The 13,375-nt window shown below is 49.1% G+C and carries 11 protein-coding genes; 1 reads left to right on the forward strand and 10 read right to left on the reverse strand.

From position 1 onward, the window contains the following. Positions 1-54 precede the first annotated feature (54 nt). From AC2TDN_RS04460 to gpr, 6 genes are all read right to left on the reverse strand, one after another. Entirely contained in the window at positions 55-525 is a 471-nt protein-coding gene (locus AC2TDN_RS04460) for an N-acetyltransferase (RefSeq protein ID WP_484687125.1), read from the reverse strand. A gap of 83 nt (positions 526-608) precedes the next feature. Continuing rightward, on the reverse strand, positions 609-1,778 hold the full coding sequence (gene hemW / locus AC2TDN_RS04465) for a radical SAM family heme chaperone HemW (protein ID WP_484687126.1): 1,170 nt from the start codon (positions 1,776-1,778) through the stop codon (positions 609-611). Between the two features lie 140 nt (positions 1,779-1,918). Continuing rightward, on the reverse strand, positions 1,919-3,736 hold the full coding sequence (gene lepA, locus AC2TDN_RS04470; RefSeq protein WP_484687127.1) for a translation elongation factor 4: 1,818 nt from the start codon (positions 3,734-3,736) through the stop codon (positions 1,919-1,921). 80 nt (positions 3,737-3,816) lie between these two features. After that, on the reverse strand, positions 3,817-4,251 hold the full coding sequence (locus AC2TDN_RS04475) for a hypothetical protein (RefSeq protein WP_482066967.1): 435 nt from the start codon (positions 4,249-4,251) through the stop codon (positions 3,817-3,819). A gap of 37 nt (positions 4,252-4,288) precedes the next feature. Next, positions 4,289-5,536, reverse strand: a complete 1,248-nt coding sequence (spoIIP, locus tag AC2TDN_RS04480; RefSeq protein WP_484687128.1) for a stage II sporulation protein P — start codon at positions 5,534-5,536, stop codon at positions 4,289-4,291. Positions 5,537-5,761: 225 nt separating this feature from the next. Next, positions 5,762-6,769, reverse strand: coding sequence for a GPR endopeptidase (gpr, locus tag AC2TDN_RS04485; RefSeq protein ID WP_482066965.1), 1,008 nt, complete (start codon positions 6,767-6,769; stop codon positions 5,762-5,764). 217 nt (positions 6,770-6,986) lie between these two features. Between gpr and rpsT the strand changes: the two genes are divergently transcribed. Then, complete coding sequence (gene rpsT, locus AC2TDN_RS04490) at positions 6,987-7,259, forward strand: 30S ribosomal protein S20 (RefSeq protein ID WP_053376847.1); 273 nt, start codon at positions 6,987-6,989, stop codon at positions 7,257-7,259. A gap of 139 nt (positions 7,260-7,398) precedes the next feature. Here rpsT and holA read toward each other — a convergent pair whose 3' ends face one another. From holA to AC2TDN_RS04510, 4 genes are all read right to left on the reverse strand, one after another. Beyond that, the gene (holA, locus tag AC2TDN_RS04495; RefSeq protein ID WP_484687129.1) at positions 7,399-8,433 is read right to left on the reverse strand and encodes a DNA polymerase III subunit delta; all 1,035 of its coding nucleotides are present in this window, start codon (positions 8,431-8,433) and stop codon (positions 7,399-7,401) included. 254 nt (positions 8,434-8,687) lie between these two features. Then, on the reverse strand, positions 8,688-9,770 hold the full coding sequence (locus AC2TDN_RS04500) for an anti-sigma factor (RefSeq protein WP_484687130.1): 1,083 nt from the start codon (positions 9,768-9,770) through the stop codon (positions 8,688-8,690). After that, positions 9,767-10,315, reverse strand: a complete 549-nt coding sequence (locus AC2TDN_RS04505; RefSeq protein ID WP_169081998.1) for an RNA polymerase sigma factor — start codon at positions 10,313-10,315, stop codon at positions 9,767-9,769. The genes AC2TDN_RS04500 and AC2TDN_RS04505 overlap by 4 nt, the downstream gene beginning before the upstream one ends. A 376-nt stretch (positions 10,316-10,691) precedes the next feature. Next, the gene (locus tag AC2TDN_RS04510) at positions 10,692-13,274 is read right to left on the reverse strand and encodes a DNA internalization-related competence protein ComEC/Rec2 (RefSeq protein ID WP_484687131.1); all 2,583 of its coding nucleotides are present in this window, start codon (positions 13,272-13,274) and stop codon (positions 10,692-10,694) included. Positions 13,275-13,375: the final 101 nt, after the last annotated feature.

The raw sequence follows: 13,375 nt of genomic DNA on the forward strand, positions 1-13,375 counted from the left end.
AAAGGAAGGTGGTTTATTTTTCAACTAGAGAAGCCTCTTGTACCCGTTCTAGAATTAGAACAGCATCTTTAATACGGCAATTTCGTCGCAAGCGAGCTGTTTTGGACAGTTGACGCAATCCTTCCAAACCTTTTCCGGGAATATTTCCTTGTCTACAACCTTGAAGCCATTTTTCTCAAAAAAGGAAACGGCGTACGTTAAAGCCATAATCTTCGGAATTTGCTGCTCTCTAGCCTGTTCGATCAAAGCCTCAACGAGCTTGCTTCCGATTCCGACGCCTTTATAGCCCTCAGACATGCCCAGCGACCGGATCTCTACTAAATCCTGGCCTAGTCTTGTAAGGGAACCGCAGCCTACAACCTCGTCCCCAATCTCCGCTACGACGAAAGTATCTATCATATATTCGAGCGCTTCCCGAGTGCGAGGCAGCATAATGCCTTTCTCGGCATAACCTTTAATTAACTGAAACAATGTCTCGATATCGCCCGATGTCGCTTTTCTACATACGACCTGCAATGCCTGCATTTGTGCCTTCGCCTCCACCCGGTGCAAGTTCAAATTCAATATGAATAAATATACACTAGATTGAATTTTTTCTCAAGAGTATTTTAGCTGCTATATCCGATAAAAGCACCAAATACTTCGTTCCCGAGAAGGACGCCTTTATCCGTCAGACGGTAAATCGTATCATCATCGGCCTGCTCCGACTCTAGCAGGCCATCGTTTGTTAGTTTATCAATAATATCGCCGAACTTGCCTTCAAGCGTTTGTCCCGGGAACTGCTTGGAAAAACGGGATGCAGGCACCCCTTCCAGCAGCCTAAGCCCAACCATCATCAAATCCTCCATCGCCTCCGCCTCCGGCACCTCGAACGTTTCAAGGCGCGGAAGCTTCTCCGCTGCAGCATCAATATATGGCGTAATCCCCTTCAAGTTGACATGTCGCATACGATCCGTGTAGCCATGCGCTCCCGCTCCCAAGCCGTAGTAAGGCTCGTTGCGCCAATAGGTGGAGTTATGGCGGCTTTCATAGCCCGGCTTAGCGAAATTGCTAATTTCATAGTGCGCGTACCCATTTTCCTTCAGCATGTCCATCAGCAAAATGAACATATTAAACTCCTCTTCCTCCGGAGGCAAAGGCAGCTCATTGCGCTCGTAAAGCTTATGGAACAGCGTATTTTCCTCAACCTTTAGACTATAAATCGAATAGTGCGGCAATCCCAGCTCCATTGCACGGCTTACGCTGTCTCTCAAGAGCTCAACCGTTTGGCCGGGCAAGCCAAACATTAAATCGATTGATAGGTTGGTGAAGCCTACGGCACGCGCGTTTTCGATACTGCGATAAACATCGTCCACGTTATGAATACGACCGATACGCTCCAGCAATCCGTTATCAAAGGATTGAACCCCAAAGCTGATCCGATTTACGCCGCCAGCCTTCATTGCTGTCAGCTTATCGATATCCGTCGTTCCCGGATTCGCTTCCATCGTAAATTCCACATGCGGTGCCAGCGGAAAATAGGTCCGAACAGCCTTCAGAAATCTTTCCATCTGCGGCGGAGTGAGTACGGTTGGCGTACCTCCTCCGACAAATACAGTATCCATTTCCACTGGCGGCCATTGTTCAACCGTCCGCTGCATTTCCATCTCCAGCGCGTCCAGGTACTGGTCGACCGGCTGCCCCTTCAATACATATGAAGTAAAATCGCAATAGTGGCATTTATTCGTACAAAAAGGGATGTGTATATATAAAGCGCGCGGTGATTGCGTGATAGTCATCGTTAGCATTCTCCTTCAAGCGCAAACGGTTAAACCGATCTTGCGCGGCCTTGCGTTTCGCATTGAAAATATAAATCGATATTCCTGTCGCTTTCAATAGAAAAGAGGGAGAGCAGCGCCCTCCCTCATCCTCGTACGTCTTAATCCTCGCCGATTTTGAGCACCGCCATGAACGCTTCCTGCGGCACCTCTACACTGCCTACTTGTTTCATCCGCTTCTTGCCTTCCTTCTGCTTCTCGAGCAGCTTACGCTTCCGGCTAATGTCACCGCCGTAGCATTTGGCAAGAACGTTTTTGCGCATCGCTTTAACCGTCTCGCGAGAAATAACTTTGTTGCCGATGGATGCCTGAATCGGCACCTCGAACATTTGGCGCGGAATCAGCTCTTTCAGCTTCTCGCAAATGACTTTGCCCCGCTGGTACGCACGGTCACGGTGAACGATAACTGACAAGGCATCAACCTGCTCGTTGTTAAGGTTAATGTCCATTTTGACCAAATTGGACCTGCGATAGCCGATCACCTCATAATCGAACGAAGCATAACCCTTCGTGCTCGATTTGAGCTGGTCGAAGAAATCGTAAACGATTTCCGACAACGGCACGTTGTACGTAAGCGTAACGCGGTTCGTGTCCAAATATTCCATATTAACGAATTCGCCGCGCTTGTTCTGGCAAAGTTCCATAATCGTGCCGACGTAGTCGTTCGGTACAATAATCGCTGCTTTTACGAATGGCTCTTCGACAAAGTCAAGCTTGCCAGCTTCCGGATAGTTCGATGGATTATCGATCTCCATCGTATCGCCATTTGTTAGCGTTACTTTGTAAATAACGCTTGGTGCTGTCGTAATGAGCGGAATGTTGAATTCCCGTTCAATGCGCTCTTGAATAATTTCCATATGCAGCAAGCCTAGGAACCCGCAGCGGAAGCCAAAGCCAAGCGCTGTTGATGATTCCGGCTCGTACCTGAGCGAAGCGTCGTTCAACTCAAGCTTCTCAAGCGCTTCGCGCAAATCGTTATAATCCTGCGTCTCTATCGGATAAAGGCCGCAAAATACCATCGGGTTGATCTGGCGGTAGCCGGGCAGACGCTCGGGCGACGGCCGCTTCGCATCGGTAACCGTATCGCCGACGCGCGTATCCTTCACGTTCTTAATGCCCGCTACGATGAAACCAACATCGCCAACCGCAAGCTCCTTCACAATTGACATGCGCGGCATAAAGGCTCCAACTTCTATAACCTCAAACTCAGCGCCCGTAGCCATGAACCGGATTTTTTGGCCTGCTTTGATGCTTCCGTCCACTACTCGAACATAGACGATAACGCCTTTGTAAGGATCGTAATGGGAATCGAAAATAAGCGCTTTAAGCGGCTCTTCCGGATCGCCAGTCGGCGACGGCATTTTTGCAACGACCTGCTCAAGTATTTCTTTAATGCCAATACCGGCTTTTGCCGAAGCAAGAACCGCGTCGCTTGCATCAAGTCCAATGACATCCTCGATTTCCTGCTTCACCCGTTCAGGCTCTGCGCTTGGCAAATCGATTTTGTTGATGACGGGTACGATCTCCAAATTGTTTTCCAGCGCCAAGTAAACGTTCGCAAGCGTTTGGGCTTCGATTCCTTGTGCGGCATCAACTACGAGCAAAGCGCCTTCACAAGCTGCCAGTGAGCGTGAAACCTCGTATGTAAAGTCGACGTGTCCTGGCGTATCGATCAAGTTCAGTATATATTCCACGCCATCATCTGCCGTATAAGCCAAACGAACCGCTTGCAGCTTAATCGTTATCCCGCGTTCACGCTCCAAATCCATCTGGTCAAGTACCTGCTCCTGCATCTCTCGAGATGACAAAGCGCCGGTAAATTCCAAGATCCGGTCAGCAAGCGTTGATTTTCCGTGGTCTATATGCGCGATAATGGAAAAATTCCTAATTCTCTTTTGTCGGTCACGTACGTCAGTCATGCCTAACCCCCACAATTTCCAATAATGCTAATCATTCCTCCTATTATATCAGTTAAGAAGAAGACCAGCAATGTTCATTATCACTTGGTTAAGCCGTCAAATATCGAAACGACCATTCGAATGCCTTCGCTAGACATATTTTGCAGCAAACCAGACGTCGAATCAGCGATCCGATTAACGGCCGGTTGATCGTTTTCAAGCGGTACGCCCGGCAGCCGTTCATTCTCAATAGGTTGGCCATCGGCATACTCAGAAGCGTATGCAGCTCCCTTAGCAGCGAGTCGTTTCAACTCCTCAAGCTCCCTCTCGAGCTCGGCGATTTTTTGCTGCTGTACACTCGCGAGCTCTTTAACCGGATCCGCTGTCTCCACAGGCTGAACATTTTCGGTATATTCGTTTCCGCCTTCCATTGGACCGTAAATACGCTCAATGCCCGCAGTAGACATATCGATACCGTACATGACGATAATTGCAATAGCACCGCCGAGCAAGACCCATTTCATCGTACGTTTCATATGCTCATCGTTCCTCTCTTTAACAAACTATTATCCGCTAGCTCGCATCGCCCTTGCTTGTTGATGCTTTCTCGTCAGCCCAATAAAGATCCGATATGACTTCCGCAAGCGCATCCGCTGTACGGTAAGACTCCTCAAGCGTATTATCTACGCCTCCAACCTCGATCAACACACTGTCTGCTGCAAGCGACTGATTGTACTCCGCATTTCCAGATGCGGCTGTCTTGCCCCAAATGCCGCGCGAAATGCCTGGATATTGCTTATCAAGCGCCTCATGGATTTTGGTTGCGAACGCTTCGTTTTTCTCCCAATTCGGGTTTTTGTGGCCAATGATGAAATAAACCTGTGCGTAGCTTTTTCCTTTAATATCGACCGTCGTAAATTTTCGTTTCTGGGAGTCGCGGTGGAGGTCAAAGAAAAACTTCAAATCCTTGCTGCTTGCTAAAGCTTCCTTCACCGTTTTCATCGAATATTTATAGGATAATTCCCATCTGTAATTTTTTATTGCGGTCGGATAGTCGGTATTGGAATGCTGCGCTCCGACACCTTTTTCCTCCAGCTTTTGCGCTAGCCGTTTGCCAACTAGCGTTATATTTTTTGTGCTTGAGTTCGGGTCCTTTGATTTATCAGTCAGCACAGGGTACCAAGACTCGCGATTATGGGAGTGATAAATAAAGGCTACCTTAGAACCGCCTGTTGTTGGTTTCACCGGTACGCCGTTATCGACTGTTTCATCCGGATTGGCTGCATCAGTAGGCAGCGGCTCCAGTTCGTTCACCGTCTCGTCCGTTACATCGGTTCCGTCCCCCTCGTGAAGACCGCCGATCGGATCATACGTAATTGGCGCATTGTCCTCCGGTCCCACTTCAGTATCAGTACCAATGCCTTTGCGTATGAGAAAAGCGTCATTCACGCTCATGCCCGGCAGCTCGCCTGCTAGCAAGCTCTTCGGATCATTCGGATTGATATCCGTTAATGCTCGCATTAGAAGCACGCTTATTTGCTTAGTAGTAAATGATTCGGTTTCTTTGCTGCTTTGAAACGCAGGCATCTCCATCTCTAGCATATCCCCAAAAAATCCGCTGGATACAGCAGCAGCGAATCCTTTCATCGAATTAACCGGCGATGCAGTCGTTTGCTTTTGCGCCATTCCCGCAACGCCCAGCATGACAAAAAACAGCATGGAGCAAAAAACGAGCAACGCGAACGTACGTCCCGTTACTAGCAATTGTCTCATCCGTCTGCTTTCTTTCCCGATATCCAGCAGCATGATTCTTCGTTTCATTGGCTTTGATACCTCCCGCTTCTTTGCACCAGTGGCTTTTGTTACTACTAAACTATGAGAGTAATAGAGTTCATAGAACCGCATGAATGTGAAAGATTCCTATGTAATAGAGTTTGCTTACTAGATTTCACTGGGGCGTTTCCGGCTTGCAAAAAAAAGAAACTGTCCTTCAAGGTCGATAACCTCGAGAGACAGCTCCGCAGTGAAGATATGAAAAGCTTGCGCTTAATGGGTGTACGCAGCTACATTGCTTGAATCAACGGCCTCGTGAAGCGAAGCGTTAAGTCCGCTGGCAATAATATTTGCAATATCCTCAATAAATTCGTCGATTTCCTTAGGTGTAACCAATAGATCATGACCGAGCGGGCTCAGCACCTCTCTAACTAGCTGCAAGCGCTCGTTTTCCTCCATCTGATTCACTAGGCCCATAATTTGATCGGAATTGGCGCTTTGCTGCTTAAAGTGGCTGCTCATCATTTCAAGTGTGTTATTGACAATCGTTGAGGCGTAAACAACAGTAGGAACGCCGATCGCAATAACGGGCACGCCTAAAATCTCCTGCGTCAGCCCTTTGCGTTTATTGCCGATGCCAGAGCCCGGATGAATGCCCGTATCCGCAATTTGGATCGTTGTATTGACCCGCTCTACCGCTTTCGAGGCAAGCGCATCTATGGCAATGACAAGATCCGGCTTCGTTTTCTCAACGATGCCGTGTACAATTTCGCTGGATTCGATTCCCGTAATGCCAAGCACCCCTGGCGCAACTGCGCTTACTGGCCGGTAGCCGGGCGCCACTTGGTCAGGCATAAGCTCAAAATAATGGCGCGTTACCATCACGTTCTCTACGACGATTGGTCCGAGCGCATCCGGCGTAACATTCCAGTTGCCCAAACCGACAATGAGAACGCGCGCTGTTTTGCTGATGGACAATCGTTCAAGAAATGCTTCAAAGTGCTTGGCGAAATGTGTTGCAACGCGATCTTGAAGACCCGTATCGCCATTTCGCAGTCCTGGCACCTCGATGGTCACATAATTCCCCTGCATTTTTCCGATCGCCTGAGAGCCCTGTTCATTTTGAACTTGGAGCTGTGTAATGGTAATGCCGTCATCCTCTGTTGTTTCCGATTGAATACCTGGGATCGGCCCGCCGTTTGGCGCCTCTGCCATCTCCTTGGCCTCTAGCGCCAAATCGGTTCTAACATTGTATTTCTGCAGATCAAGCTCGTTCTCCACTGCTCATTCTCCCTTCATACGCATGTTCTAACGTTATTGTTTGCAGATGGTTTTATTTCATACTCTCCGTTACTTCTTCTCTCACAAAGAGGGCTGCTTTAACATGACTCTTCCTGCTATTGCTTTTTGGGCATCGGCATGATAATATATTTTAAGTTGTGTTGTCTAGGTTTATTATGTATATGAACCGTTGTAAACAGTTTAGGAGGTGAATTCCATGCCAAATATTAAATCCGCGATTAAACGCGTTAAAACAAGTGAAAAGCGTCGTGCTTTGAATGCATCCCAAAAATCCGCACTTCGTTCGGCCGTTAAATCTGCTGACCAAGCTATCGCTGGCACTGATGTAGATGCTGCTAAAGCAGCTCTTATCGCTGCAACGAAAAAATTGGACAAAGCAGCAACTAAAGGCCTGATTCATAAAAATGCGGCTTCCCGCAAAAAATCACGTCTTGCTAAAAGACTTAATGCCCTTTCGGCTCAAGCCTAAGCATGATACCCGCATAAACGGCTGACTTCGTCCTTCGGACGATGGAAGCGCGTTTATCATTGAAAAAAGCTCCACCGCTCTCTGAGCAGTGAAGCTTTTTTTGTATCTATAAACAAAAAAAACGGCTTTGGAGACAGCGCTACGCGCCCTTCTCCATGCCGAGTGAAAGTAAATACAGCTCTAAGCCTAATGTTTTGTCAATGGCGCCTGTTTTCATTTGATAATCCAGGTCTGCGAGCGAGGCAAGCAGCCTGCCAAGCCTTGCCACTTGAAACTTCCTGCTCTTCTCCGCTGCAAGCTTAACGGCATAAGGATGCAAGCCTAACTGACCGGCCATTTGCTGCGGTGAATATTGATGCTGCTCCAGCTCTTTAATTTGCAGCATAATTCTCAATTGTCTTGCGATAAGCGCAGCGATCTTGATTGGCTCTTCTCGTCGCACGAGAAGCTCTCTATACAATCGTATCGCATGATCAATACGCAGCTCTGCAATTGCGTCAACAAGAGCAAATACGTCCTCCTCGACAGTTGCAGCTGTAAGGAGCGATGCTGTTTCCACATCAATGGTGCCGCCTGCACCCGCATGCAAACAAAGCTTGTCCACCTCTTGCGACAGCTGCTGCATATTAGCTCCTGCGCGAGAGAGCAGCAAATCTGCGGCATCTGACGAAAGCGTGCGCTTTTGCTCCGTTGCACGCTTGATCATCCACTGCTTGAGCTGTGCGGCATCCAATTCAGGGAAAGGGACTAGCGAATTGCGTTCCTTTAATGTCTTAACGAGCTTTCGTCTCTCGTCCAGCTTCTCCGCATTTACGGAAATAACGATGATCGACGACTCTGATGGATACTCCATGTACTGAATAAGCTTCTCAGGGCGATGCTCAAGCTTGCCCCCTTCCTTGCCTCCAGCACAAAGCACAGTTGCATCCCTAATCAGAATAAGCTTGCGCTGCACGAAAAACGGAGATGTCTCTGCTTCAAGAACAGCTTCATCAATCGAGGTTTCAGCCGTATCAAACTTAACGATGCCGAGCTCGCGTTCCTCAGCTGTAAACATCGCTTCTGTCAGGATGTTTATAAACTGCTGCAATCGGTAACGATCTTTGCCATACAGCACATAGATTGGTCGAAAGCGGCCGCCCTTTATTTCCTTTAATGCTTCCTTCGCATCCATACCTTCACCTCGTCACCAGTAAATTCATTTAAACGGCAACAAAGGGATGAGCCGTTTCTAGGCTTCATCCCCTTGCCGAACATCTATATAAACATTCGCAGGCAGGCCCATGGTGCCGCCCTGCGGATGGTCATACGACGCTATGGCTTCATCGCAGACACTCTCGTTGCTAATAATATACGCATTAGCGGATGAATGTGTGCGAAATATTCAAATAAAAAACAGCTGACAAAAGTTTTTACTAATCGTTTGTATCAATGAGCTGCCTTCTGCTCAGTAAGAGTAGCCACGTCAATGACATACTTCTCGATAGCGCCGTTCTCCACTTGAACCTCATAGGTCAGCTTCGAGCTGTCCTCTGACCAGCTCAAATTCGCCAGCTTGCCGTTTTTGCGCGGCGATTCAAACAGAAGAGACTGATCTGACTTGTCAATCAATTTGACGCTAAAGTCAGCCATTTCCCCGCTAAATTTGCTATCGGGAGAAATAACAGCAGAATCTGTGGATGTGAAGCCGAAGCTTGGTTTGTCTTGTTTGCTGTCGGAACCCTCTGACGAATTCGATTCGCCGCCTCCAGCACCGCCGTTCGTATTATTGTCCGGCTCAACAGCGATAGAAGGAGAACTTTTGCCTGTATCTGAACTGTCGCCATTCGAACTGCTGCCATCTGAACTGCCACCATTGGAACTGCCTGCATCTGAATCAGAGTTTCCAGCTGATGTTGAACGTTGCCCTTTTAATTCATTTTGAAACTGGTTGATCGATTCCTCTTCCTGAATACCCTGTTTCTTTATTGCTTCCGTGCTTACATCCGATACTGCTGCCTTGTCTTCGGTTTTTGCTTTTAAAGAAAGCTCTTGAGGCGCTTCGCCCGCCATATCGGCCGCAGCGTTACTCGATTCATTAGCAGCTAATTGAGAAGCACTGCTTAAGTCTGGCACTGATCCAGGCTTATACGTAACAAGAAACAGCCCTGCGACGATTCCCGCTGCGATTACGCCGCTCATGATGCGAATGGACGGCCAACGTCGTTCGCGCTTCGCACGGCGAGGCAGTGATTCTATTGATTTTACGGCAGGAGCCGGCTCAGCATTAGGCTCAGACTGTCCAAAGAGCTCAAAACGCTCCAATTGCGGCATAATGGCATCAACTAAGCTGTAGCTCGGTATAACTTTGGGTAAACTGGTAAGCTCGGCGGATAACAGCTGTAACCGCTCGAACATAGCTGCACAGTCCGGACACTGTCTAGTATGGCTCATCAAGACTTCTTTCTCGCTTTCATCGAGATCGTCGTCTAGCTGTCTTTGCATTAATTCCATCACCTCTTGACAATTCATCCCCGGACACCACCTTTCTGATAATCATGGAGTAACGACTGCAGCTGTTGCCTAGCTCTGAACAAATAAGATTTTACTGTGTTAAGCGGCAGATCAAGCGAATCTGCAATTTCATTGTAAGAGAAATCCTGTAAATACCGAAGGACGACAACCGCACGATGATGCTCAGGAAGCTTGTCGATAGCGGCTTGAATGTCTTTAACAGCATAAGCCGACATTACCTCGTCCTCCACATTCTGTTTCTCGTGGAATACCATGTCATGCTCATCTATTGAGACGGTCGGTTTATTTCTCCGAAACTTGTCAATGCAAATGTTTGTTACAATACGTTGAATCCACGTTTTAAACTGCGCTTTTTCCTCGTACGAGCCTATTTTCGTGTAGATGCGAATGAGCGCTTCCTGCGCTGCATCGAGGGCATCCTGTTCGTTATTTAATATATAATAGGCTGTCCGATAAACATGCGTTTCAATCTCTCGCAATAGAGTAATTAAAGCGTCGCGATCTCCCGACTGAGCGGCTCTTATAAGCTCCGGCTCCACCACGAAGGATCCCCCTCTCTTGCAACCATTCTGACGAACTGGTTGCGGTAAAAGTTGCAGATTAGTCAGAAAAATGACTATATTTTTTTTAGTAACAATTGCCATTGGAAACCATTGTCCCCTGGTGGGACCGAATACGATTCGTTTTGCTAGTAAACATCTATTGAATAAAAAAAGCATGTTCTTCGTTTAAGAAGAAATAAAAACGAAATAAACTCCACATCAAAGGATACCAAATTTCTAGTACCTCGTATATAGAAACTGATCGAATACCACGTTTAGGCAGAAGACCTTTGATCTATTTCTTATAAACCTATTCCAAAAGCACCAATACGGACGAATTAAAATCCATTAAAGCAGCTAGATTTTTTCTGTTGAATTAATGCTTTTTGTACATATACAATCCTTTGTCCGTTATGGTGAAACGAATCTCGCCATCCTTGTCCGTCCGCCAAATGGCCGTGCCTGCATCTGCAAGTCTGGACAGAACGTCAGGATGCGGATGTCCATAGCTATTAAATGCCCCTACTGATGTTACGGAACCTTCAGGTCTCCAATAATCCAACCACTCCTTGCTCGTCGAAAAACGACTGCCATGATGGGCAGCCTTCAAAATCGAGATTGAGGGCCGCTCGGCAGCCAAATTAATGCTTTTCTGTTCATTACGAATAATTGTGCGCTCCGTTACGGAATTTATATCGCCTGAGAATAAGAAGGTCGAATGGTATAAGCGTACGGTCATCACTAGACTGCTCTCATTCTGCTCCTCAAGCGGTTGAACTTCAGAATCTGTATTCGCCAGCGGCCACAAAACGTTGATCGTAGTTTCGTGATCGAGCTGATATTCCAAGCCAGCATTCACGCCATACATCGGTATTTGCAGCGCCAGCGCCTTCCTAAGCAGCTTCTGCGCATCATCCGCTTCCTTAACGGTACCGTTCCACCATATGCTGCGAACGGGAATGGTGTCCAAAACCGCTTGTAAGCCGCGGATATGATCGCTGTCCAAATGCGAGATGACGAGAATATCGATCTCCCTTACGCCTCTTTTCATTAATAGAGGGACAAGCAGCTTCTGACCAATCTCAAATGGGTCGCTGCGCTCCCTCCATTCCTCGCCCTCCTTGCGAAAGGATAGCGTCCCCCCGCCATCGATCAAAATTTGTTTACCGCTAGCCGTTCGGATATGTATGGCATCGCCTTGTCCGACATCAATGAAGCTTACGGAAGCATTATGGTTGAATGCATCCGGCTTATACGCATAGACGAGCAGACTAAATGCAAGGAACAAAAGGGAAAATAATGCTGTCTTAACCCCTCTATTATTAGGTGAAGGCGTCCTGTATGCAGAAACACCACCAATCGGCGCTGTTTCCTCAAATGCCGCAGCTGCATCGGCACGCGAATCAGCCAATCTCCCTGTCCAAACGCTGACGACATGAAATAAAGCGCCAAGCAGCAGCAGCCAAGCCGCTACCCACCAGAGCGGCGGGGTAGCCCAAATCGTTCGAAGCGAATCGACCCCAGATAACCGCTCGACAAGCGCAAACGTCCAATCATTCGCATATTGCGAGGCATAGGCGAGCAGTTTGCCTCCTGCCTCCCAAGGAATCCCTAACAAGAGCGCGGCAGCTCCAAGCGGCATAACAATAAAGCTTATAAACGGAACGAGCACAAAATTAGCTATCATTGATAAAGCGTGAAATTGATTGAAATAATAGATCGTGAGCGGAAAGGAAACGAGCTGGGCAACGAGAGTAACAGCAGCCAAATCCAGCAGCGACTTGCCCCTTTGCCATTGCGGCATTGCATGACGTATCGGCTTTACGCCAACGATCAAGCCGATCGTCACAATAAACGATAGTTGAAAGCTTACATTTTCGAGTAAAAATGGATCGAACACAAGCATAAGCACTGCGGCGGCAGCGAGCAGATGCAGGCCGTCCTTCAGCTTTCCGATGCGCGCAGCAAGCAATGCCAAGACCGACATAAGACCGGCTCTAATGACGGAAGGGGAAGCGCCTGCAAGCAGCACATACAGGGGAACGGAAAGCATGAGAATGAGCAGCATTCTCTCGCGGCTTATCCGTGCCGCCCGAAGCAAGCCGCCGAGCGCGTAAATAAAAACCGCGACGTGAAGGCCCGAAATTGCAAGTATATGCGTAAGGCCAAGCCGCGAAAACTGCTGGAACTGCTCGGGGTCGAGGTCCTCGCGGATTCCGAGGACGAGACCTTTCATGTACCCGGACTGCGCGGACGGGTACAGCACGTCCATTCGCGCGCCAAGCCATGCGCGCGCGGTGTCTATGCGGCCGAGCAAAGCGGCCGCGGTCCACTGGGGGCCAGGCGCCGCTTCTACGGCGCCTGTGCCCTGCACCTTAAGCAGCCAGTGGATTCTCTGGCTGCTGAGGTAGCGGCGGTAATCGAATCCGCCGCTATTGGATGCGCCAACCGGCCGCGTCAGCTCGCCGGCGAGGCGCACTTTGTCACCGCGCTGCCACGCCGCGGCGATCAATTGCTGCGGCTGCGCTTCCAGCCGCACATGCACAAGCAGCCGCTCGTGCACGATCCGCGCGGCCTCCTCCCCCTGCACGTGGACGCTATGCGCCTCCACGCGAAGCATCGCCCGGTCGCCGTCGACCTCGACCGCCGACACAATCGTGCCGACCGCTTCCGCCGCATACGCAGCTCGCGGGCCATCCGCCTCTGCGGCGGCGAGCAGGGCCGGCAGCTCGTTGGCGTTGCGGGCATCCGCCCACATCCGCTCCCCTGCGGCAAGGCCCACTGCCACAATGCAGGCTGCCGCGAGCTGCCACGACGCCTGCCTGCACAGCACTGCGGCCAGCGCCAGCAGCACGGCAGCGCCCGCCGCAAGCAAAGCGCCGAAGCTGCTCAGACCCGCAGCCGCAGCGCTCCCAAAAACCCAGCAAATCGCAAACCAAATCAAAGGCCGCCGACTCATTCTCCTCTCTCCTCTCAACAATTTGCTCGCCAATACAAAAAAAAGAACCTCTGACGCATCCTTAGATGCAATCAGAGGTTCCTCCCCTACTCACTATTTTT

Source organism: Paenibacillus sp. Y660 (assembly GCF_057221575.1).